Origin of the sequence: Natrinema longum, from assembly GCF_017352095.1 — an archaeon.
Taxonomy (GTDB): domain Archaea; phylum Halobacteriota; class Halobacteria; order Halobacteriales; family Natrialbaceae; genus Natrinema; species Natrinema longum.
Genome location: NZ_CP071463.1, coordinates 905,697 through 927,060, shown reverse-complemented (window position 1 = coordinate 927,060; position 21,364 = coordinate 905,697). Strand labels below are relative to the sequence as shown.

Here is a 21,364-nt window from a genome sequence, read left to right as displayed (position 1 = left end):
TCCCGCGTCGATCGAACTCGGTCCCGTCGTCCCGGTGTGACCGCCGTCTTCGTCGACGATCTCTCGAGCCAGAATGTCTTTATTCCGTGCCGTCTCAGTGACAGCATCATGGTACCTCGCCGTCCCAATCCGGTATCTCTCCCCGTTTTCGCAGTCGTCACCTGTCTGCTACTCGCGTCCGTGTTCGCGCCGGTCGTGCTCGGGTTCGGTCTCAATGACGCTTCCGCTACAGAGACCGAATCCACGGACGACGACATCGTCATCGACGATGGTCTCCCCACGAACGGAACGACCGTCGAGGCCGTCGTTCGACTCGAGGAGGCGTCGGTTCCCGAGGGCGTCGGCGAGGTCGCGGCGGAACGCCGGCTCGAGACCCACGCCGCGTCGACGCAGGAATCGCTTCTCGAGCACGTCCGGGAGACCGATGGGCTGTCCGTCGAGGAGACGTTCTGGCTGACGAACGCCGTTCTCGTCGAGGTCGATACCGGGACCGTCGACTACGAGACGTTCGAGCAGTTCGGCGCGGTCGAAGCTGTCCACGAGAACTTCGAGGTGTCGATCCCCGACTCCCCGCGGCGAGTGAACACGACGGCCTCGGTCGGATCGTCAGGGTCGACAGTGGGCGAACTGAACACGACGGCCGGCGTCGCACAGGTAAACGCACCGACTGTCTGGGAAGAGTACGACACGCGTGGCGAGGGCGTTCGCGTTGCAGTTCTCGATACCGGGGTCGACATCTCCCACCCCGACATCGACCTCGCGACCGACGATCCGTCGGATCCGACCTATCCCGGTGGGTGGGCGGAGTTCGATGCGAGCGGCCAGCGGATCTCCGGGTCGACGCCACACGATACGGGAACACACGGGACACACGTCAGCGGAACGGTCGCCGGCGGGGCGACGAGCGGCACCGCGATCGGCGTCGCCCCCGAGGCCGAGTTGCTCCACGGACTCGTCATGAGCGAGACCAGCGGCTCGTTCGCGCAGGTCGTTGCGGGGATGGAATGGGCCCTTCGGTCGGACGCCGACGTAATCAATCTCAGCCTCGGGGCGACCGGGGCGTACCCGGCACTGATCGATCCAGTGCGAAACGCACGCCACAGCGGAGCGGTCGTCGTCGGGGCGGTCGGTAACGAAGGAGCGGGAACCTCCGGCTCCCCCGGTAACGTCTACGAGACGATCAGCGTCGGTGCAGTCGACGGGGAGGGGGCCGTTCCGCCGTTCTCCGGCGGCCAACGGCTCACCCGGACCGACTGGAACGGATCGCCGTCCGACTGGGACGCTCCACCGTCGTACGTCGTCCCCGACGTCGTCGCACCCGGCGTGGCGGTCACGAGCGCCGGTCCCGACGGCGGCTATGCGACTATCCCAGGGACGTCGATGGCGGCGCCACACGTCTCGGGGACGGCTGCCCTCCTGCTGTCGGCCGAATCCGATGCCACGCCCGACGAAATCGAAACGGCGCTCACTGAGACGGCTCGAGTTCCCGAGAACCGCCACACGGAGCGCGGTGTCACGACTGCCGACGGTGATGGGCGGCTAGACACCCGGTATGGACACGGTATCGTCGACGCCAGCGCCGCCGCGGACGCGCTCGTTGCTGTGCGGGGCTCGACCGATCCGAACACGGTGAGATCGAGTGATGTCGACACGACCGACGATCCCAGCTCGACGAGCCCCCCCGTTTTTGCCGCGGGTATCGTCCTTGTCGGAGTCACTTTGACGCTCGCCCTACTGGCCCGGTATCGATTCGGCGAGCGGTGACTCGTTCGATCCGATTCGAGCCGTCACCTCGGGCGCGGAACGACCGTGCCCCACGCGAGTCGGGGAGAGCCACACTGCTATCGGTCGTGGCAGTGGGTCGACCCCGCCGCTGGAGCGGACGTAGACGGGACGGCTTTCACACCCCCGTACCGCAGTTGGCAGACTGCGAGCTGGGCCGTGGGCTGCGTCATCCCGATCGAGCAGCGCATCTCGACGGTTCTGCCGCGTTCGATCTCGAGCGTCGATTCGTCCCCATCGACGAGAAGTGGCACTGAAATCCTGTCGCTCGTAGCGGACAGGACGTGCCGTCTCACGTGGTTTTCCCGTCGAACCACGCACTCGAGTCGAGAGATGAACCGGAAAACAGCGGACCGAAACCCGTGTAGCGGCGAGCCGCTACATCAGGTAGAACAGTGGGAACAGGAAGACCCACACGATGTCGACGAAGTGCCAGTAGAGACCGAAGTACTCCACCGGCATGTGATCCTCGAGATAGGCGTCGATCGAGACGACCCGGTAGATCATGAACAGCGCGACCAGGAGGCCGAGGATGACGTGCAGCGCGTGCAGGCCGGTCGTCACGAAGTACAGCGAGTACTCGATGCCGCTGAACCAGTAGTGACCGTCCGAGAACTTGCTGCTGTACTCGAAGCCCTTGACGCCCATGAACACGAGTCCGAGCAGTACCGTCGCGCTCAACATGCCGAGTAGCCCCTTCTTGTTTCCGCGTTCGGCCATCACGTGTGCGAGGATGACCGTGAAACTCGAGGTCAGCAACACGTACGTGTTGAACAGTCCGGCATTGGTGATCGTATCGAGATGCCAGCTCCCCCAGCCCATGTGGATACGCATGAACACGTACGCACCGATCGCGGCACCGAAGACGACGACGTCCGAGGCCAGGAAGATCCAGACGCCCAGCTTCTCGTTGCTGATGCCGCCGAACGGCCAGCGTTCGGCGACGGCCATCTCGGGTGCGGTGAACTGCTCGCGACCGAACTGGAACAGCGTGACCGCAAGCATCCCCAATCCGAGTGCAATGAGGATCGGGTAGATGATGTTCTGTGCGGGTGCCGAATCGAGCGTGACGAAGTTACCGACGCCGCTGTGAATGTTTGACTCGACGAACGAGAAGACGTACGGCGTGATGCCGCTGAGTCCGAGGAAGAACGTAAACGTCGCGACGCCGATGCCAACCGGCCAGATGCTGGCGTGGTCGGCGTGTTCTTCGTCGTGACTCGCGGACGCCGTGGCGGTCGCTTCCTGTGCGACGCCGCCGTCGGTCGCGGTCGCGGCGTCGTCGACGAACTCGAGGCGGCCGCTGGCGTAGCTGGGCCGGTCGGGCCAGTTCTCGAGGGGCGGCGGCGAGGGGATCGCCCACTCGGCGGTCCGCGAGTACGTCCACGGGTTGTCGGGGGCGTCGGGACCCGAGACCAGACTCTTCCCGAGCGTGAAGAACATGATCAGGAAGGAAGCGCCGAAGACGAACGCGCCCACGGTTGCCAGCTGGTGATAGATCTGGGCACCCTCAGCGTAGTGGAAGACGCGCCGTGGCGTCTCCCAGGCCATGAACATCGGGAAGTACAGCAGGTTGAAGCCGACGAAGTAGACCGCGAAGTTGAGCTTCCCGAGTCGCTCGGAGTACATCTTGCCGGTGAGTTTCGGCCACCAGTAGTAGATGCCACCGACCAGTGCGGTGACCCCCGAGACCATCACGTAGTGGAAGTGAGCGACGACCCAGTACGTTCCGCGGAACTCGTAGTCGAGGACGACGGCCCCGAGGAAGACACCGGTGATACCTCCAAGAATGAACAATACGAGCGCCCCAAGCGAGAACAGGAACGGCGTGGTAAAGCGGACGCGCCCTTTGACCATCGTATAGATCAGCGCGAAGACCATCAGGTCGAAGGGCAGCGAGATACCGATCGTCGTCGCCATGAACAGCGTCTTGATCGGGAGGTTGATCGTCGACAGGAACATGTGGTGCATCCAGACGAGGAACGACTGGACCGCAACGAGGACCATCGCGATGATGACCCACTTGCGGCCGACGAGCCGTCGGCCGGTGAACGTCTGGAACGTCTCGAACATGATTCCCAAGGCAGGGAAGAAGACGATGTACACCTCCGGATGGCCGAAGAACCAGAAGATATGTGCCCACAGTAGACTCGATCCCTGATCGGTCGCGAAGTACTGCGTGAGGAACAGCCGATCGACCGAGAGTAACAGCACGGCTGCCAGCAGCGCCGCGAACGCGAACAGCATCATCCAGGCGGTCAGCAGCCACGACCAGGAGAACATCGGCATGTTCCACAGACCGAGCCCCTCAGCACGGGATCGGTGCATCGTGGTCAGGAAGTTGACCGTCCCCATCGTGATGGAGATACAGAACAGAACTAAGGCGAGAACCATCGAGTTCCCGCCGGTCATCGCCTGCATCGCCGGCGTATACGTCGGCACGTTCAGCGGGGCATACATCGTCCAGCCGCCGGAGAACGAGCCACCCTGGAAGAACGAGATTCCCATCAGGATTCCCGAGAACAGGTAGAACCAGTAACTCAGTGCGTTCAGACGGGGGAACGCGAGGTCCTTTGCGCCGATCTGGAGCGGGACGAAGTAGTTCGCGAACCCGCTGGCGATCGGTGACAGGAACCAGAAGACCATGATGAGCCCGTGGCCGGAAACGGACTGGTAGAACTGGTCGTTGGTGAGCAGCCCCGTCCCGCCGGCTTCCCACAGGTGAGCGCGGAACAGCAATGCGAGAGTCCCTCCGAAAAGCAGGAAGAACAGCGACGTCGCCATATAGAGGATGCCGACGTCCTTGTGGTTGGTCGTGACCAGCCACCGCTTAATCGACCGCATCGGTGGAAGATCACTCATCAGTTCTCACCTCCGCCGTTCGTTTCGTTTGCATTGGTCTCGGATTCCGTTGCGTCTAACTCGAGCGTGTAGGTTTCGCTGACCGGACCGGTCATGTCGATCTGCTCTTCGATCGGTTCGAACTGTCCGTCCGTCGGCTCGATCGACACGTTGTACTGGCCACCTTGCTCGATATCCGTGATCTCGATCGATCCGTTATCGAACTGGTCTGCCGTGTAGCTCTCCTCGAAGTCACTCTCCTGGTGCTCGAGGGTCAGTACGTAGCCGTCCGCAACGGGGGACTCGTTTTGGTCCTCCATCGTGAACGACATCGTCAGTTGATCGTCCATCCACTGGTCGTACTCTTCGGGCTCCATGACCTGGAGCGTGCCGACCATCGAGGTATGATACTCGCCACAGAGCTCGAAGCACTCGATCTCGTACTGGCCGGGTTCCTCGGCCTCGAACCACGTTTCGTCGTACTCGCCCGGAATCGCGTCGGCTTTCACCCGTTGTTCGGATATGCCGAACGCGTGCCAGACGTCGCCAGACGTCACCCGCACCCAGACTCGTTCGTCGGCGGGGACCCGAAGGGTTCCCGTCGATTCGATCCCGTTATCGTACTCGAAGAACCAGGCGAAGCTCTCGCCGGTGACATCGACGTTGAGTGCTTCTGCTTGCTCGTCCGTGCCGTCGGCTGGATCCTCGACGTACAGGAGCATCGCGTACGTCCAGATCACCAGCGAGATGACGATTACGGCGCTGATGCCGAACGAGAGAAACAGTTTCTTGCCGCCCTTTCCACCTGTCGGTAACTCCCCGACGGAGGGCAGATCCTCGTCGCCGTCGGCCTCACCGGTATCACGGTACTTGTACGCGTTGTACAAGGTGTACGCGATCACGATGACGCCGACGAGCGCACCAAGTCCTAAGAAGACCAGGAAGATCTGCTCGAACACGTCGACACGTGTCCCCTGCATCGGGGTCGTCAGTAGGTTGCTGATTGTGTTCACCTCTTTTGAACTCCGGTTATATGTCGGATGATGCTTGCTGGGTGCACTTATCTATTTGGAAACCGCCCGACTGATGCTGTCTGTCGGGTGACTGGTATGGCAGGTATCGTCTCGCGTCCCATACCGAACGGGGTGTATCGGTCCGGTGCATCACTGTTGCGTTGGGCCCGATACCCTTTTTTCTGTCGCTGTTTGGACCCCGGTCGCGTCCGCCCCTGAACGCGTTATATATAGTGTGCCGAACTGGTTCGCCTCGGGCTGACCCCGACACGAACGCGCGCTCTGCTTGGCAGGTGGATGTAGCCGGAACCGGTCACCTGCCGAGCAGCGGTGGGGGAGTGACTGCGCCGACAGCCGACGAGCCGCTCCCACAGCTGGGGCGTATTATATCCCAACGGCCCAGACGCGGATCGACGGCGGCAGATCGTACACCTCGAGGAAGACGTCGTCGACGAACTGGGCGATCCGGTTTGGATCCGCTTTCGCACTGATCCGGACGTTGACGCCCTCGGCTTCCTCGGGTCGATTTAGGTCGTCGATCTTGAACGCGGGGAACTCGTCGAGAACGCCTTTCAGTACGTCCAACTCAGCATCAGTACAGTCGAGATTGATCGTGCCGTCACTGAACTGGACCCACGGGATCCCCAGTTCGGCAGCCGATTCGTTGGCCGATTCGCTCTCGGAGTCACGGCCGACGGCCGTCTCGTCGTGGGTCTGCTCGAGGGACTCGTCGTCGGCCTCGATGACGCTGTTGTCAGCCTCGAGCGTGAGAAATCCGCTTCCACGCTCGCGGTGGGCGGTAATGGCGTCGACGTACAGTTTCCGACGGTCGGCGGGCTCGGCTGCGTCGAATCGAGTCATGGTGACATCGACGGGACCAATTCTTTAAGCCTTTACGTGCCGCCCCTGAACGGTGGCGTATGGCTCAGCCACGAATCCTGATCCTGGGTGCGCCTGGGGCAGGCAAGGGGACCCAGAGCGCAAAGATCATCGAGGAATTCGATGTCGATCACATCACGACGGGGGACGCACTCCGAGCGAACAAGGAGATGGACATCTCGGATATGGACACCGAGTACGACACGCCGGTCGAGTACATGGATCGGGGCGAACTCGTCCCGGACGCGGTCGTCAACGCGATCGTCGACGAGGCGCTCTCGCAGGCCGATGGCTTCGTCCTCGACGGCTACCCGCGGAACTTAGAACAGGCCGAAGAGCTCGAGGACATGACCGATCTCGACGTCGTACTCTACCTCGAGGTCGGCGAGGAGGAACTCGTCCACCGGCTGACTGGGCGGCGGATGGATCCGGAAACCGGCGACATCTACCACGTCGAATACAATCCCCCCGAAGACTCCGAGGTCGAGGAGCGACTCGTCCAGCGGGACGACGACACCGAAGAGACGGTCAAAGAACGGCTGTCGGTCTTCCACGAGAACACCGAACCGGTTATCGAGTACTACGAGGAACAGGGCGATCTCGAGCGAGTCAACGGTGAGCAGGCACCCGACGAGGTCTGGGAGGACGTGCGGGCGACGATCGAAGACGCGGCGTAAATCGGTTCACTCGTTTTCGATGTCGAGTTCGTGAACGCCGATCGAGAGGTAGGTCAGCCGTGGCGGGAGTACGCCGTGTCGAACGTCCGGGTCGAAGCCGGTGAGCTCCGTGTCGTGTTTGACGTCGAAGTTATTGTCGACGTACATCGGCCCAGACATGATAGTGCCATACATTTGTGCTGCCCCACCGCCACCCTCGATACAGACGTCCGGTTCCGTTCCGTTCACTTCGTGTGAGCAGTGGTCGATCCCTTCCGCCTCCGCGTACCCCTCGTCTCTGGGAGCGTACAGGATCCCCTCGAATTTCGAGTTCCCAGTCCCGACGTGGACGAGCATCGACGACGTACCGTATATCTGCAGGTCTTTGGCGTCTCCGGCGGCGTAATCACACGCGTTGACACACACTTCCTGGTTGTCCATGGACATGTTTCCGGTCGTGAACACCTGGAACGAGGCGTTTTCGTCGGCGGCGGCGGCATCCACAGTGAGGTCGTTGTTGGTGAAGTCCATATCGCCGTCGACGACGAGCGTCACGTTTCCGTCCTCCAGATCGACGGTGACGTCGTTTTGCAGGTCGAACCCATGGGGATCGTAGTAGGTGTTCCCGCCCTCGAGGGTCGTCTTGTTGTCGCCCAGCGCGATCCGTTCGCCCTCTCCTCGCTCGGCGTCCTCGACTTTGGACTCGATTACGCTATCGAACGACGGGATGGACGTATCGGCGTTCGTCGTGCTTTCGCCGGTAACAGTTCCCTTACCGTGTATCTCGCCGTCCGTGGTCACGTTCCCGTCGATCTCGGCGTTTTTATGCCCTAACTCGATTCCGCCGCCACCGGCGTACACTGCTTGACTGAAGTCGCCTTCGACCTCTGTTCGTCCGAGTTCTACGACCAGCGTGTCGTCGGATCCACATCGCTCTCTGATCGCCTGGCCCTCGGCGTTCTGGGTCTGGCCGTCGAAGTACGTCTCCCAGCCAACGCAGTACTCGCTCGTGATTTCGATCGTTACGGTGCTCTGTTCGACGTACGTTGCGTTCCTGTACGCTTCCGTGTTCGCGTGGGACATCCGGATGTCGCCCGAATTGAGCTGCGAGTCGTCGTTGACCTCGGTAATCGGGAACGAGAACGTGTTATCGTCGCTGTCGTAGGAGACGGGTGGTGCGGAGACGACCCGGGTTTCGTTGCCCGTTTCGCGGAAGACACCGCCCGCCTGATAGGCGATTCGGGTGCCGTCGTCTCCCACGTATTCGACGGCCCCGATCGGAATCTCGATCGGGTCTTCGAGTCCCTCACTGGAAATATTGATCGTTCCGGTATCCGTCATGACGACCGCGCCGCGTTCACCAGCGTCGAACTCCATCGACCGTGTGGTATCGTTGTTCGACGAGGCTATCACCATCTGCTGGCTCATCTCGACGAACGATTGCTCGACTCGCTCGTTCTCGGATTGCTGTTCCACGCTGGTCATTACGTCCCCGGCGACGAGGAGGATACCGACGCTGATGGTTGCAACCATCCCGATCAACAGCACGAGACCGAGCACCGTGGATACCCCTCTTTTCGACAGCATCGCACCTCCGTCATCGCGTCGTGAACCCATCTCTATCGACGGTTCATTGGTGAATCTCCATGATAAAAGCCCCGACCGATCAAACAGTTTATATCGTCGATCGAATCGAGAACACTACAATCGAGCTGAGTCTCTCGTTGACTGATTAGTTCCGCGCAGTATGGGCTCCGCCCACCGTCCCACCAACAGCGTGTGGGCTCTCTTACCCCCGTCTGACTCGAGGGACGTGTGGCTACCGAAGAAAAACACTTGTATACCGGACGGACCCTAGCTTCGAGCAGATGACGCGTACAGCCGAGAAGATCGACGCCCTCGTCAGCGAGGATTCCTCGATGGCGGCTGCCCTCGAGGCCATCCGAGAGGAAGCCGACAGGAACGGCGGCGAGGTCCAGTGGGCCGACGTCAGCGACGAGTTGACGAGCGGCCAGTGGGGGCGGTTGATCGAGAAAGGTGTGTTAGTCGACGGCGACCAGGGGTTCGAGATCGCCGATCGCGAGGCCTACGACCGGGCCCTCGACGGTGACGGCGATGGCGGCAGTGCTGCCGCCGATGTCGACATCGACGAGGAGGAATCGAGCTGGTCGCAATGGGACAAAATCGCCGCCGTTGGTGCGCTCCTGTTGATGCCCGGCTACTGGTTCGACTCGATTCAGAACGTCGTCGGCAGTACGGTCAACGCCGTCCTCGGCCCGCTCGATGCGGCATTACCGTTTTACGCCGTGATCCTCTCGGTCGCACTGATCACGGGCCTCTACTCGTCACTGTTGCAGGCGAACCTGATGAACACGGAGGTCATGGGCAAGTACCAAGAGCGGATGAAAGCAGTCCAAGAGGAGCAAAAGGAACTCCGTCAGGAGAAGAAAGACGCCGAGGAACGTGGCGCAAGCGACGCCGAGATCGAGCGCCTCGAGAACGAGATCGAACGCGCCCGCGAAGAGCAGATGGAAGCCATGGCGGACAACCTGGGGATGTTCAAAGAGCAGTTCCGCCCGATGGTCTGGATCATGCTGTTGACGATCCCGCTGTTCCTCTGGATGTACTGGAAGATCCGAACGGGCGGCATCGGCGGTGCAGAAGAGACCGTCGTGATGCCCCTCGTCGGCGAGATCGAATGGCAGGACGGGGTTGTCGGTCCGATGCAGGCCTGGATCGTCTGGTACTTCCTGTGTTCGATGGGGTTCTCCCAGTTGATCCGGAAGTCGCTGAACATCGATATGTCGCCGTCGAGCGCCTGACTCGACTCGGCTACTCGTCGCCGACGGTCGTTTCGGTGTCCGGTCCGCTCGCTTGCGGATTCAAAACCCATTTTACCTGCCCCCTCGCAAAGCGAGTATGTTAGTTACCGTCTCCGGCCCGCCGGGAAGCGGGAAGAGTACGACCGCGGAGTTACTCGCTGAAGCCTTCGATCTCGACCACGTCAGCGGCGGTGACATCTTTCGGGAACTGGCCGACGAACGCGGCTATACCCCACTCGAGTTCAACAAACTGGCCGAGGAAAACGACGAGATCGATCGGGACCTCGATCGACGGCTGCGTGAGATCGCCCTCGAGGAGGACGATCTGGTCCTCGAGTCCAGGCTCGCGGGCTGGCTGGCCGGCGAACAGGCCGATTTCCGCTTCTGGCTGGACGCACCGGCACGGGTTCGCGGCGAGCGCATCGCCGAGCGCGAGGAGAAGGATCCCGCGCGTGCGACCGAGGAGACGAAAGCCCGCGAGGCCAGCGAGGCCCAGCGATACGCGGAGTACTACGGGATCGACATTCGGGACCTCACGATCTACGATCTCTCCGTGAATACGGCTCGCTGGGAACCCGACGCGGTCCTCGATATGCTCGTCACTGCCGTCGAGCGCTACGACGCCGACGGCGACGAAGGGAAGGCACTCGTCGACCTCGAGACCGAGTTCTAATGACTCTGCGTGGCCCACCAGGGGAGCGCTCGCCCGCCGAGTTGCTCACCTTCGGCGTCATCAACCTCGACAAGCCGCCCGGTCCGTCCTCCCATCAGGTCAGCGGCTGGCTGCGGGACGCCGTCGCCGAGACGATGGCCGAGCGCGGCGTCGAATCGACCATCGATCGCGCGGCCCACGCCGGGACGCTCGATCCGAAAGTGACCGGCTGTCTCCCGATCATGCTCGGCGATGCGACGCGACTCGCACAGGTCTTCCTCGAAGGCGGCAAGGAGTACGTCGCCGTCCTCGAGTGTCACGCACCGGTTCCCGCCGACGCCGAATCCGTCGTCGCGGAGTTCGAGGGGCCGATCTATCAGAAACCCCCGCGCAAGAGCGCGGTCTCGCGTCGACTCCGCGTGCGGAACCTCTACGACCTCGAGGTACTCGAGACCGAGGAGCGGCGACTCCTCTTGCGGATTCGCTGTGAGAGTGGAACCTACGTCCGGAAGCTCTGCCACGATCTGGGGTTGGCGCTGGGCACCGGCGGCCACATGGGCCACCTGCGTCGCAGCGCGACCGATCCGTTCGACGACCGGACCCTCCACAGCGCCCACGACGTCCTGGATGCGCTCGGGTTCTGGCTCGAGGACGACGATCCCGAGCCCCTGTACGACGTCGTCGACCCCGCCGAACGGATTCTCGAGGGGATTCCGAGCGTCGTAATCGCGGAAAGCGCGGCCCGCGAGGTCGCCGAGGGTGCGCCCGTCTACGCACCGGGGGTCCTCGAGGTCGACGACGGAACCGATCGGGGGGCGCTGGTGGCCTGTTACACGCCCGACGACGCGGCGGTCTGTCTCGGCGAACTCGTCGGCGACGGCGACGCCGACAGCGGTGTCGTCGTCGACCTCGAGCGCGTGCTGGTCTAGGGGTCGATATCGATCACCGTCGGGTGGACCGCCCGCCGATTCGACCTCGACCGGCGTCACTCGTACGGGCAGTGCCTCGTGATCACAAACCAGTGTCACTGACTCCCTCGCCGGTCGGATCGCCATCCGGCGGGTCGAAAACGACATCCTTAAACGGTGGACGCCCATCGGTCCACGTGTGGGACCGTGGGGTAGTGGTATCCTCTGCGGATGGGGTCCGTAGGACCCGAGTTCAATTCTCGGCGGTCCCACTCGAAATTATCTAAGTGTTCAACTCTTAGCGTCTTGTACCCTCGAGACGGCCGAAAATCCAATTCTCGGTTTCGGTATATTACCACGTAGTCGACAGACCGCTCAGAGGTGGTCTGTGTGACGGTCGCCCCCTGGCCGTCGGTCGACAACTCGAGGTGCGAACACTGTGGGGATCACGTGACGGACTGGTGCCGTCGTATTTTCGGTGACGCCGACGATCTCACTTGTTGCTGTGTCGCTATGTGTGACTTCGCGCAATGAGTTAGCACAGACAACGGTTGGTAGTGTTGTTCAGCTATCGATGCGTAGAACGGATGTTCGTAACGAGTATGTTCCGCGCCCAAAATTCGGCATTGTCGTAATTGGACTGGAGCTATCCGTACTTGTGTGACTTATCGATCGCTTTGACCGCGCTGGGAACATTGCCATCGAGTTATGGATGCGATCCCGTGGAAGATCAAGTGCTGAGAGGATTGTACTCGAACCCTTCGAGGGATGGAAGCTTGTGTAGGTCATGGCTCGTCGGTAATCTTCGACCACGTCCCACGGATTGGTATACGGCCGCACATCGTAGGTGCGCGCGAGGACACGCTTAGTTAACGAAAGTACTCGAATCGGATATACGTCTTTTACATAAACAGCCCGGTAATTCCATGCCTGTTTAGCGAGTCAATAGAAAATCACCAGATGGAGTGCCTTCAAGGCCATGCTGTGCCCCTTCCAGTTGGTGCTGATTCTCAGTTCTGAAAGCCTTTGGTCCTAGAACGATCTTGACTATCAGGTAAATATATATGTACTGGGTATCCTCTCACGATTAGCATCGGTGACGACGTTCGAGAAAGTGGGGACGCAAGGTTGGTTCCGAAATCCCCTGTCCGCACCCCGCCGTTTGGGAAGGGTGCTGATAAGCTTTCTCACCGTTCACAACCGATGGATAACAAACATGGATCTGAAAGGACTCAAATCGAAACTGATAGGATCGGACGACGAACGTGCAGTCTCACCCGTCATTGGGGTCATCCTGATGGTTGCAATTACTGTCATTCTCGCAGCCGTGATCGCCGCGTTCGTGCTTGACCTTGGCGGAAGTGTGGGTCAGGAAGCGCAGGCTGGTGTCTCGATGGAAGTTGACAACTCCGCCACTGAAGTGCAAGTTGAAGTCACGTCACTTGGAAATGCAGATCACGTGAATATCACGTCAAGTGACTGGGATAACACGCCTAGCTCGAGTGAAACAGATTACCTGAAAGTTGGTGATGCGGTCACGTATAATTACGATAGTAGTAGCAGTGATGACCTTACAGAAAGCGGTCAAATGTCTGCTGTTGCTGTCATCAATGAGAGTGAGACGAAAACGCAGGTTGGCAGTGAAGAATGGGACTTTAGCTGATCTATCTCATAACACACATGGATTTCAAAAACTATAGAAACCGTCTTGTCGGCAATGACGAACAGCGAGCAGTCTCACCCGTCATCGGAGTTATCCTGATGGTGGCGATCACTGTCATTCTCGCAGCCGTGATCGCCGCGTTCGTGCTTGACCTTGGCGGAAGTGTTGGCCAAGAAGCACAGGCTGGTGTGTCAATGGAAGTTGACAATACTAACACTCAGGTCCAAGTTGAAATCACGTCCCTTGGAAATGCAGATCACGTGAATATCACGTCAAGCGACTGGGATTCAACGCCTAGCTCGAGTGATAAAGACTATCTGAAAGTTGGTGATGCTGTCACATATAATTACGACAGTAGTACTACCAGCGGAGACATTACGGCAAGTGGTCAAATGTCTGCTGTTGCCGTGATCAACGAGAGTGAGACGCAAACGCAGGTTGGCAGTGAAGAATGGGACTTTAGCTGATTGAGCTAATCCCTTATTTCCACTATGGATTTAATACAATACAGAGCTAAGCTCATCGGCAATGACGAACAGCGGGCAGTGTCTCCCGTCATCGGTGTGATACTGATGGTTGCAATCACGGTCATTCTCGCGGCTGTGATCGCAGCGTTCGTACTCGACCTCGGCGGAAGTGTCGGACAGGAAGCGCAGGCAGGTGTGTCGATAGATGTGAACGAAGAGACCGATAGAATCACCGTAGAGGTAACGTCACTCGGAAACTCTGATCACGTGAATGTCACTGGTGACCTGCGAGATACGAGTGACAGCTCCGCCGGATCAGGGACGTATGCGGAAACCTGGGATGGCACTAATGGCGTCAAAGATTCCATGTCTGAACTTGAGGTTGGGGATACAGTCACCTTCGGCCCAACCTCGAGTGCAGATGTCCAGATGGGGTCGAGTGCCAACCCTGGCACTGCAACTGTCGTTGCGGTTATTGAATCAGACGAAACCGTAACACAGGTCGCGAGCAAAGACTACGACCTCGACTGGTAACACTTTCGCCACTGTTCTCACATTTTTCGGTATGTACTTAGACATCAAATAGAGGGCACTGCCTAGTTGAGCCAGTTTTAGAAGTGAGCAGGTCGTGAAATTGCGTTGGGTTGGTGCTCGTAGACCTGTTCAGCGAGAGCTATGACGCGGATTTAGGAGAATCCTGGGAGAACGGGCGGACGGCGACGCCCGTCAGAGCGTTCGCCGTTCCCTCCACCAGACCGGCTGTTCGCTTCGGGAGACGACAACGATTCTTTCGAAATTAGGTATTGAGCGCTCTCACGGAGAGGTCTGGAACTGGGTGTGTTGGATAGCTGACATCAGATGCGACCCGCCGATGTCCACGAGAACGCTGCTCTCGTGCGACCTCTTGGATCGCTTTGCTCTCCACTGGTCGGCGGATCTTCGATTCGCCTCGACAGCAGAACGCAAAGCGTTCTGAGGACGGCGTTGCTGTCATGGGTCGCCGTCGACGAAACCGCTGTCAGGATCAACAGAGAGTGGGTCTTGGTTGTATGCTGCAATAGAGCTTGAGTCAAAGCTAATCCTTGATGTTGCATTATTTCGTCGACATGGCACTGATCTGGCGGTTGCGTTTCTGCAGAAACTCCGTGAGAAACACGGTCTCTCTGACTGAGTTTCTCGTCGATCAATTCGGCTATCGAACTGCCTTCTCCCGAGTCGGGCTGAGCGGTCGGGTCAACTATACCGACCGAAACCTCATCGAAAAGTTGTTTCGCCCCCAAATGCGGATTGACCGCTTTCATAATTCATGGGTAGGGCAGTCGGACGAGCGTCCGAGAGTGGACCGAACAGTTCGTACACTAGATAACCACCAAAGGTCGCATCATGCTCTCGGTGGAAACGTGCTAGTCGAGGTGGTACAGAACTAGACAGTGCCGGTTTCAATGTATTACCACGTAGTCGACAGACTGCGCGGCGGTAGTCGGCGTGACGGTCGAACCGCAGCCGTCGGTCTCAGTCGTCGTTCGCGTCGTTCGATCGCTCGGGGCGCTCGACTGCGTCGGGATCGGGCCAGGTGACGCTTCCGAGGAAGGGGATCCCGATCCGTTCGGCTGCACGGGCGATCATGTGCGAGCCGGTCGGAACGGTCAGGAAGAGGAAGGCGATCCCGATGAGCGCGGTCAGCCCTTCCTCGCCGGGGCCGAAGTGGGCGAACCCGGCCAGGAAGATCGCGGCAGTCCCGAGCGTCGTGGGCTTGCTCGTGGCGTGCATCCGGTTGTAGACGTTGGGCAGACGAAGCAGGCCGATCGTCCCGACGGTCAGGAAGAACGTGCCGACGACGAGCAACGCGATAACGACGATCGCGTGGATCATTCGATCACCTCGCCGTCGGTGACGAACTTGGCGACGGCGACCGTCGCTATAAACCCGATAATCGCGAGCACGAGGCTCACGGTGATAAAGAGGCCGCGATCGGTCAGCAGCGCGAACAGGACCGCGATCGCGACGACGTTCGTCGAGATGGTGTCCAGTGCGACCACGCGGTCCGGGTTCGTCGGCCCGCGAATCACGCGATAGCCACACAGGACACAGAGCCCGCTGACGAGGACCAACGCGGCCCGGATCGCTGTCTCGAGGACGGCGGGATCGGCGTCAGTCATCGTCGACACCTCCCCCTTGGCGATCCCGTCGCCTGTCTCTTTCGCCACCTGAGACGACGATTTCGGGTGCCGGATCCGATGGAGAGGCGTCTTCGTCGAAGAGTTCGAGGGCGTAGTCCTCCCAGGTCCGGATCGGTTCGGCGATGGCCTCGGGATCGCGGCCGTTGACGCCGTGGACGTACAGGGCGTTGGTCTCGTCGTCGTAGTCCAGCGTCACCGTGCCGGGCGTGATCGTGATGCTGTTCGCGATGACGGTGATCGCGATGTCGGACTCGACCCGGAGTGGCACCAGGATCACTTCGGGCTCGATTGGCATGCCCGGCGAGAGGACGCGGTAGGCGACGTCGAGGTTCGCCCGCAGCAGTTCCCAGGTAAACGCGCCGAGGTAGCGTCCGGCGTAGGGGAGTACGCGAACGCCCCGCCCGAGATCGACGTGTTTGCCGTACAGCCGCCGGAAAACGAAGGCGACCGGCAGCCCGACGACCAGTCCCGCCAGGAGTCCCCGGACGAGCGAGATGGGTGTGAGGGGGAACCCGCGGACGAACACCCACAGGACGGCGAAGACGATGCCAATGACCGGCCAGGTTCGAACTCGCATCAGTGGTCACCTCCACTCGAGGGTGCCAGTTCGCTCGGCTCGGTGGGATCGACGGCGTCGACGTATCCCTCGGTATCGAGCGCGGCCTCGGCGGCAGTTTCGGCGAACTCGTAAACGGGATCGAAGCCGACGCCGACCGTGACGATGGCTGCCGCGAGGACCACGAGGACGATCACCTGTACGGAATCGACGGTTGCCGTCTCGACGGCGTCGGTCTCGGCCCCCCAGAAGCTCTGATTCCAGAGTCGGGTCGCGTAGGCGATCGTCAGCAGGGAGCCCACGAGCAAGAGGACGATCACGGGACCGGCCCTCGCTCGAGCCGCGGCGTCGAAGACGAGGAACTTGCCGAAAAAGCCCGACAGCGGCGGGATCCCGACGAGAGCGAGCGAGCCGACGAACACGGCGATCGCCAGCGGGGGCGACCGCTTTGCCATCCCGCCGAGGTCGGCAAAGCGACTCGTCCCCGTGGCGGCTCTGACCGTCCCGACTGCGAGGAAGAGCAGTCCCTTCGCCAGCGTGTGGTTGAGCGCGTAGACCAGCGCCGCGACGATGGCGAACTGGCGCAGCGTCGGATCGATCGTCGTCGCCGCGATCGCGACCGGGATCGCGATGAACCCGACCTGCCCGATGCTCGAGTACGCGAAGACGCCTTCCATGGAGTCGCGGCCGACGGCTCCGATCCCGCCCACGAGGATGCTGGCGGCGGCCATGAGGAACAGCGCCGTGCCGACGAACGGGAGCGGGGACTCTCCCGCGATCGCCGCGTCCAGGACCGGCAGCTGTAGGTCGACGGCGACCTCCGCGCCGGCGAAGACCGTAAAGGAGAGCCGGATAATGGCGTAGATGCCGACTTTCTTCGTCGCGCCGGCCAGCAGCGCCGTTATCTGTGGCGGCGCGGCCCGGTAGGCGGTCGGGATCCAGAACTGGAATGGGACGAGGCCGGCCTTGATCGCGAACACCGAGAGGAGCAGTCCGAGGAGGCCGACGACGGGCACGGGCTCGAGGCCGTAGGCCGCCGGATCGGCGAGGCGTTGGGCGAGATCGGCCATGTTGAGCGTTCCCGTCGTCGCGTAGATCCCGCCGACGCCGAGCAGGAAGACGGCGCTGGCGAGCAGGTTGAGCGTGACGTACCAGAACGCGGCCCTGGTGTGCTGGGGGCCGCCGCTGTAGGCGACGAAGACGTAACTGGCCATCAGCATGACCTCGAACCAGACGAAGAGGTTGAACAGGTCGCCGGTGAGGAAGGCCCCGGTCACGCCCAGCGCGAGGAAGTGAAAGAGCGGGAAGTAGTAACTGCGCCCCTCCCCGCCGGGGAGATGTCTGGTCGAAAAGACCAGCGACGCGACTCCCAGCACGGCCACCATGGTGAGCATGAACGCCGAGAGGCCGTCGGCGACCAGCGTGATGCCGAAGGGGGCCGGCCAGTCGCCGACCTGGTAGGTCGCGATTCCCGGCGCGTCCGGCGCGAGGACGATATACCAGTCGATAGCCGCCACCGCGACCGCGTAGGCAGCGCCAGCGGCGAGACTCACGGCCGCTCGAGTCCGTGGATGTCGGCCAAGCAGCAGCGAGCCGACGGCCGCGGCCAGGACGATCAGCATCGGCGCGATCACGAGTTGCGATTCGGTCCCGACTGGCATCGCCGTCGTCGTCGTCATCGTCATTCACGATCACCGAGTTCCGTGACGTCTAACGTGTCGTGTTCCTCGTAGACCCGATACGACAGCACGAGCGCGAACGCGGTCATGCCGAAGCCGATGACGATCGCGGTCAACACCAGTGCCTGGACCAGCGGGTCGGCGGTCACCGGAACGTTTTCGCCGTGACCGGCGAGGATCGGCACCGAGTCGGCGGTCGCCGGTGCGATCCCGGCCATCGCAAGCAGGTAGACGTTCGCGGCCTGGCTGATGATCGCAAGCCCCCAGACGACCCGGATCAGATCCCGCCGCAGGAGCAGGAAGGTTCCGAGGGCGAACAGTGCGCCGACCGTCGCCGCGAGCACGACGCCGGTCATTCGGCTCCCACCACCGAGAGGATCGTGAGGAGGCCACCGACGACCACGCAGTAGACCCCGAAGTCGAACGCGAGCGCGCTCGCGACCTCGAGGTGGTCGTAGATCGGGATCCCCTCGAGCCTGCGGAACGTCTGCGTGAGGAACGGCCGGCCGAACAGCAGCGGCGCGAGGCCGCTGGCGACCGCGATCGCGAACCCGTAGGCGAAGAGCCGACGGTAGGCCACGACGACGCGGTCCCGCGAGGGCCCCTTGCCGGGATCGACGTCCCGGCCGAGGACGCCCCGCTCGAGGAAGTCCAGCCCGAACGCCATGTACACGATCGCGAAGGCCGTCGTCGTGAGCACGCCGCCGATGAAGCCGCCGCCGGGCAGGTTGTGGCCCTCGAAGAACAGCGAAATCGCGACGACCAGGATGATCGGGACGATCGCTCGAGCGGTCGTTCGCATGATGACCGTCGTCATTCGTCGCCACCTCCGGCGGTGTCGTCGGTGCCGTGACTCCCAGCGGCGTCGATCGGTTCCTCGTCGCTCGATTCGGTCGGTCGGTCGTCGTTGCGACCACGCATGACGACCAGCGTGAGGATCGAAATCGCGGCGAGGGCGACGACCGCGAGTTCGCCGAGGGTATCGAAGCCACGGAAGTCGACGAGGGTCACGTTGACGATGTTGGTACCGCCGCCCTGGGGAACCGCCTGTTCGGCGTAGGCCCGGGCGATGTCGGTCGGGCCGGTGGGGCGGGTCGCGGTCGTGACCAACACCGTGACGAAGGCGGTCACGCCGACTGCAACCGCGAGGACGGCGTCACGGCCGACCGCCCCCAGTCCGATCTCTTCGGATTCGGGGATCTCCTCGATGACGAGCAGGAAGAGCACGAGTACGAGCGTCTCGACGACGAGCTGGGTCAAGGCCAGATCGGGCGCGCTCGCGAGGATGTAGAAGATGGCGATCATAAAGCCGAGGATCGAGAGCGTAAGCACGCCCGCGATGTGTGAGTCCGAGAGGGCGACGGCGACGCCGCCGATCACCGCGACGAGCAACACGAGCGCGATCGGCAGCGTCACCTCGAGTCCGAACGCGACGGGCGAGATGGCACCCGCCGCGACGAAGCCGGCGAGTGCGAGCGTACAGGTCGCCGCCAACGTCCACGTCGCGTACGTCCGCAGGTGTCCGTTGTGGACCGTTTCGGCGAACGCCCGTCCCTCGTCGGTGAGTCCCTCGACGATAGTATCGTACCACCAGTTCGACCGGATCGGTGGTATCCCTCCGACGAGCGTTCGGACGCCGTCGTGGATGCGGCCGTAGGCCGGATACGCGAGGAATCCGACGCCGATGGTCACCGCGCTCATCCCGACCGGCGTCGAATACGATGTCGGGAGCCCGACGTGCATCTCGTGGGGGTCGACGGCCGTCGCCTCGAGGCCGGACTGGACGATGACGTCGACGGCGATGTCGGGGTCGACGCTGACGAGTGCGGCCAGCAGCGCCAACACGGCCGGCGGGACGAGCAGGGTCACGGGTGGGCGATGGACGTGCCCGAGCCCCTCGGGCCGGTCGCCGAAGAACAGCGAGAGGAATCGCAGCGAGTAGAGGACGGTGAAGATGCTCCCGAAGACGGCGACGGCGGGATAGAGCCAGCCCAGCACCCCGATATCGTGGTAGTGACTCGCCTCGACGGCGGCCTCGAAGAGCAGTTCCTTCGAGTAAAAGCCGTTAAACGGCGGAATACCCGCCATGCTGAGTGCGACGACCGTCGTGATCGCCGCCGTGACCGGGAGATCGTGTCGGAGGCCGCCGAGTTTCGCGATCTCTCGCGTGCCCGCCTCGTGGGCGACGATGCCGGCGACGAGGAACAGTGCGGCCTTGAACAGGGCGTGGTTGAGCAGGTGGAAGACGCCGGTTTCAGCACCGTACACGGACGTAAATCCGAAGCCGGCGACCATCAGGCCGAGATGGCTCGCCGTCGAGTAGGCCAGCAGTTCCTTGATGTCCGTCGACGCGACGGCCATGATCGCACAGACGGTCATCGTCGTCAGGCCGAGCGTCGCAAAGAGGACGAGCCACTCGGGCCCGACGAGCATCGGCCGAACCCGGCCGATGAAGTAGACGCCGACTTTGACCATCGTCGCGGAGTGGAGAAACGCCGACACGGGCGTCGGGGCTGCCATCGCGTTGGGGAGCCAGAAGTGCAGCGGGACCTGTGCGGACTTGGTCCCCGCACCGATGGCGAGCAATCCGAGTACCGGAAGGAACAGCCCCCGCTCGCGAAGGGCCTCCTGCATCGCGTCGGGGTTCTCGAGCATCGCCGCGAGGTCGAATACTGCGACCGCCGAGCCGGAATCGACGACGTCGACGGCGACGAGCGACAGCAGGAGGAAGCCGACCAGCAGGAAGAGGCCGCCGCCGACGGTGATGAACATCGCCATCCGGGCGGCGTACTGCGAGGAGTCGTCGGCGGTGTAGTAGCCGATCAGGACGAACGAACAGAGGCTCGTGAGTTCCCAGAACAGAAAGATCGCGATCAGATCGGCGGCGAGCGCGACGCCGACGATCGATCCCATGAATGCGAGCAACGCGGCGTAGTATCTGGTGAGCCCCGACTGCCCGTGCATATAGGCGGGCGAGTACGTGAAGATGAGCGCTCCGATACCGCAGGCGAGCAACGCGAACAACAGCGCCCAGCCGTCCACGGAGAACCGAAGCGCGATGTTCAACGCGGGGATCCACTCGAGGGCGACGGTTCCCTCCTGGCCGTACTGGGTTCCGAGGAGTCCGAACGATGCCAGTGCGACGACGGTGCCCGCGTATCCGGTTCGCTCCCCGAGAACGCGAACGAAAAGCGGCGTGAGCGCTGTCGCGACGAACGGCAGCGCGACCGCGGCGATGACGATCGCCAGGTCGGGAGACATTCGAT

Annotated in this window: 19 protein-coding genes, 1 tRNA gene and 1 pseudogene; 10 read left to right on the top strand and 11 right to left on the bottom strand. The window is 61.9% G+C overall.

Features of this window, described 5'->3' with window-relative positions:
• Positions 1-108: 108 nt before the first annotated feature.
• Entirely contained in the window at positions 109-1,764 is a 1,656-nt protein-coding gene (locus J0X27_RS04590) for a S8 family serine peptidase (protein WP_207271253.1), read from the top strand.
• 396 nt (positions 1,765-2,160) lie between these two features.
• Here the strand turns inward: J0X27_RS04590 and J0X27_RS04585 are convergent, their stop codons facing one another.
• From J0X27_RS04585 to J0X27_RS04575, 3 genes are all read right to left on the bottom strand, one after another.
• Entirely contained in the window at positions 2,161-4,644 is a 2,484-nt protein-coding gene (locus J0X27_RS04585; protein ID WP_207271252.1) for a cbb3-type cytochrome c oxidase subunit I, read from the bottom strand.
• Positions 4,644-5,603 (bottom strand): cytochrome c oxidase subunit II, encoded by a 960-nt coding sequence (gene coxB / locus J0X27_RS04580; RefSeq protein ID WP_207272032.1) that lies wholly within the window; start codon positions 5,601-5,603, stop codon positions 4,644-4,646. The genes J0X27_RS04585 and coxB overlap by 1 nt, the downstream gene beginning before the upstream one ends.
• 417 nt (positions 5,604-6,020) lie before the next feature.
• Positions 6,021-6,497 carry a DUF7975 family protein gene (locus J0X27_RS04575; RefSeq protein WP_207271251.1) on the bottom strand — a complete coding sequence of 159 codons (477 nt, stop codon included), beginning with the start codon at positions 6,495-6,497 and terminating at the stop codon, positions 6,021-6,023.
• Positions 6,498-6,556: 59 nt separating this feature from the next.
• Between J0X27_RS04575 and J0X27_RS04570 the strand changes: the two genes are divergently transcribed.
• On the top strand, positions 6,557-7,192 hold the full coding sequence (locus J0X27_RS04570; protein ID WP_207271250.1) for an adenylate kinase: 636 nt from the start codon (positions 6,557-6,559) through the stop codon (positions 7,190-7,192).
• 6 nt (positions 7,193-7,198) lie between these two features.
• Here J0X27_RS04570 and J0X27_RS04565 read toward each other — a convergent pair whose 3' ends face one another.
• Positions 7,199-8,758, bottom strand: a complete 1,560-nt coding sequence (locus tag J0X27_RS04565) for a DUF7289 family protein (RefSeq protein WP_224214655.1) — start codon at positions 8,756-8,758, stop codon at positions 7,199-7,201.
• 281 nt (positions 8,759-9,039) lie between these two features.
• Between J0X27_RS04565 and J0X27_RS04560 the strand changes: the two genes are divergently transcribed.
• The 8 genes and pseudogenes from J0X27_RS04560 to J0X27_RS18200 all read left to right on the top strand — a co-directional run bounded on the left by J0X27_RS04560 (position 9,040) and on the right by J0X27_RS18200 (position 15,110).
• On the top strand, positions 9,040-9,993 hold the full coding sequence (locus J0X27_RS04560) for a DUF106 domain-containing protein (RefSeq protein ID WP_097378348.1): 954 nt from the start codon (positions 9,040-9,042) through the stop codon (positions 9,991-9,993).
• Positions 9,994-10,090: 97 nt separating this feature from the next.
• Positions 10,091-10,666 (top strand): (d)CMP kinase, encoded by a 576-nt coding sequence (cmk, locus tag J0X27_RS04555; protein WP_207271249.1) that lies wholly within the window; start codon positions 10,091-10,093, stop codon positions 10,664-10,666.
• Positions 10,666-11,574, top strand: coding sequence for an RNA-guided pseudouridylation complex pseudouridine synthase subunit Cbf5 (locus tag J0X27_RS04550; protein ID WP_207271248.1), 909 nt, complete (start codon positions 10,666-10,668; stop codon positions 11,572-11,574). Before cmk ends, J0X27_RS04550 begins: the two co-directional genes overlap by 1 nt.
• A gap of 180 nt (positions 11,575-11,754) precedes the next feature.
• A tRNA-Pro gene (locus J0X27_RS04545) sits at positions 11,755-11,825 on the top strand.
• 944 nt (positions 11,826-12,769) lie between these two features.
• The gene (locus tag J0X27_RS04540; RefSeq protein ID WP_207272030.1) at positions 12,770-13,216 is read left to right on the top strand and encodes a type IV pilin domain-containing protein; all 447 of its coding nucleotides are present in this window, start codon (positions 12,770-12,772) and stop codon (positions 13,214-13,216) included.
• 17 nt (positions 13,217-13,233) lie between these two features.
• The gene (locus J0X27_RS04535; protein WP_207271247.1) at positions 13,234-13,683 is read left to right on the top strand and encodes a type IV pilin domain-containing protein; all 450 of its coding nucleotides are present in this window, start codon (positions 13,234-13,236) and stop codon (positions 13,681-13,683) included.
• 24 nt (positions 13,684-13,707) lie between these two features.
• The gene (locus J0X27_RS04530) at positions 13,708-14,217 is read left to right on the top strand and encodes a type IV pilin domain-containing protein (RefSeq protein ID WP_207271246.1); all 510 of its coding nucleotides are present in this window, start codon (positions 13,708-13,710) and stop codon (positions 14,215-14,217) included.
• Positions 14,218-14,330: 113 nt separating this feature from the next.
• Positions 14,331-15,110 (top strand): annotated as a pseudogene (locus tag J0X27_RS18200) (IS6 family transposase).
• 85 nt (positions 15,111-15,195) lie between these two features.
• Here the strand turns inward: J0X27_RS18200 and mnhG are convergent.
• The 7 genes from mnhG to mbhE are packed head-to-tail and all read right to left on the bottom strand — an operon-like array spanning position 15,196 to position 21,359.
• Positions 15,196-15,555 carry a monovalent cation/H(+) antiporter subunit G gene (gene mnhG, locus J0X27_RS04520; protein WP_207271245.1) on the bottom strand — a complete coding sequence of 120 codons (360 nt, stop codon included), beginning with the start codon at positions 15,553-15,555 and terminating at the stop codon, positions 15,196-15,198.
• Positions 15,552-15,842, bottom strand: coding sequence for an MrpF/PhaF family protein (locus J0X27_RS04515; protein ID WP_207271244.1), 291 nt, complete (start codon positions 15,840-15,842; stop codon positions 15,552-15,554). The genes mnhG and J0X27_RS04515 overlap by 4 nt, the downstream gene beginning before the upstream one ends.
• Positions 15,835-16,440: a Na+/H+ antiporter subunit E gene (locus J0X27_RS04510; RefSeq protein WP_207271243.1), complete on the bottom strand. Its 606-nt coding sequence runs from the start codon at positions 16,438-16,440 to the stop codon at positions 15,835-15,837. The genes J0X27_RS04515 and J0X27_RS04510 overlap by 8 nt, the downstream gene beginning before the upstream one ends.
• Positions 16,440-18,104: a complex I subunit 5 family protein gene (locus tag J0X27_RS04505; protein ID WP_207271242.1), complete on the bottom strand. Its 1,665-nt coding sequence runs from the start codon at positions 18,102-18,104 to the stop codon at positions 16,440-16,442. The genes J0X27_RS04510 and J0X27_RS04505 overlap by 1 nt, the downstream gene beginning before the upstream one ends.
• On the bottom strand, positions 18,101-18,454 hold the full coding sequence (locus tag J0X27_RS04500; protein WP_207271241.1) for a sodium:proton antiporter: 354 nt from the start codon (positions 18,452-18,454) through the stop codon (positions 18,101-18,103). The genes J0X27_RS04505 and J0X27_RS04500 overlap by 4 nt, the downstream gene beginning before the upstream one ends.
• Positions 18,451-18,915: an MnhB domain-containing protein gene (locus J0X27_RS04495; RefSeq protein WP_207271240.1), complete on the bottom strand. Its 465-nt coding sequence runs from the start codon at positions 18,913-18,915 to the stop codon at positions 18,451-18,453. The genes J0X27_RS04500 and J0X27_RS04495 overlap by 4 nt, the downstream gene beginning before the upstream one ends.
• Positions 18,912-21,359 carry a hydrogen gas-evolving membrane-bound hydrogenase subunit E gene (mbhE, locus tag J0X27_RS04490; RefSeq protein WP_207271239.1) on the bottom strand — a complete coding sequence of 816 codons (2,448 nt, stop codon included), beginning with the start codon at positions 21,357-21,359 and terminating at the stop codon, positions 18,912-18,914. The genes J0X27_RS04495 and mbhE overlap by 4 nt, the downstream gene beginning before the upstream one ends.
• Between the last annotated feature and the right edge of the window lie 5 nt (positions 21,360-21,364).

What these genes read in the sequence shown, in the direction of transcription:
- J0X27_RS04495 (WP_207271240.1), bottom strand. Translation starts at nt 18,915, where the DNA reads ATGACGACGGTCATCATGCGAACGACCGCTCGAGCGATCGTCCCGATC.
- coxB (WP_207272032.1), bottom strand. Translation starts at nt 5,603, where the DNA reads ATGCAGGGGACACGTGTCGACGTGTTCGAGCAGATCTTCCTGGTCTTC.
- cmk (WP_207271249.1), top strand. Translation starts at nt 10,091, where the DNA reads ATGTTAGTTACCGTCTCCGGCCCGCCGGGAAGCGGGAAGAGTACGACC.
- J0X27_RS04500 (WP_207271241.1), bottom strand. Translation starts at nt 18,454, where the DNA reads ATGACCGGCGTCGTGCTCGCGGCGACGGTCGGCGCACTGTTCGCCCTC.
- J0X27_RS04505 (WP_207271242.1), bottom strand. Translation starts at nt 18,104, where the DNA reads ATGACGATGACGACGACGACGGCGATGCCAGTCGGGACCGAATCGCAA.
- J0X27_RS04560 (WP_097378348.1), top strand. Translation starts at nt 9,040, where the DNA reads ATGACGCGTACAGCCGAGAAGATCGACGCCCTCGTCAGCGAGGATTCC.
- J0X27_RS04570 (WP_207271250.1), top strand. Translation starts at nt 6,557, where the DNA reads ATGGCTCAGCCACGAATCCTGATCCTGGGTGCGCCTGGGGCAGGCAAG.
- J0X27_RS04530 (WP_207271246.1), top strand. Translation starts at nt 13,708, where the DNA reads ATGGATTTAATACAATACAGAGCTAAGCTCATCGGCAATGACGAACAG.
- J0X27_RS04585 (WP_207271252.1), bottom strand. Translation starts at nt 4,644, where the DNA reads ATGAGTGATCTTCCACCGATGCGGTCGATTAAGCGGTGGCTGGTCACG.
- J0X27_RS04515 (WP_207271244.1), bottom strand. Translation starts at nt 15,842, where the DNA reads ATGACTGACGCCGATCCCGCCGTCCTCGAGACAGCGATCCGGGCCGCG.
- J0X27_RS04540 (WP_207272030.1), top strand. Translation starts at nt 12,770, where the DNA reads ATGGATCTGAAAGGACTCAAATCGAAACTGATAGGATCGGACGACGAA.
- J0X27_RS04550 (WP_207271248.1), top strand. Translation starts at nt 10,666, where the DNA reads ATGACTCTGCGTGGCCCACCAGGGGAGCGCTCGCCCGCCGAGTTGCTC.
- J0X27_RS04565 (WP_224214655.1), bottom strand. Translation starts at nt 8,758, where the DNA reads ATGCTGTCGAAAAGAGGGGTATCCACGGTGCTCGGTCTCGTGCTGTTG.
- J0X27_RS04575 (WP_207271251.1), bottom strand. Translation starts at nt 6,497, where the DNA reads ATGACTCGATTCGACGCAGCCGAGCCCGCCGACCGTCGGAAACTGTAC.
- J0X27_RS04510 (WP_207271243.1), bottom strand. Translation starts at nt 16,440, where the DNA reads ATGCGAGTTCGAACCTGGCCGGTCATTGGCATCGTCTTCGCCGTCCTG.
- mnhG (WP_207271245.1), bottom strand. Translation starts at nt 15,555, where the DNA reads ATGATCCACGCGATCGTCGTTATCGCGTTGCTCGTCGTCGGCACGTTC.
- J0X27_RS04590 (WP_207271253.1), top strand. Translation starts at nt 109, where the DNA reads ATGGTACCTCGCCGTCCCAATCCGGTATCTCTCCCCGTTTTCGCAGTC.
- J0X27_RS04535 (WP_207271247.1), top strand. Translation starts at nt 13,234, where the DNA reads ATGGATTTCAAAAACTATAGAAACCGTCTTGTCGGCAATGACGAACAG.
- mbhE (WP_207271239.1), bottom strand. Translation starts at nt 21,359, where the DNA reads ATGTCTCCCGACCTGGCGATCGTCATCGCCGCGGTCGCGCTGCCGTTC.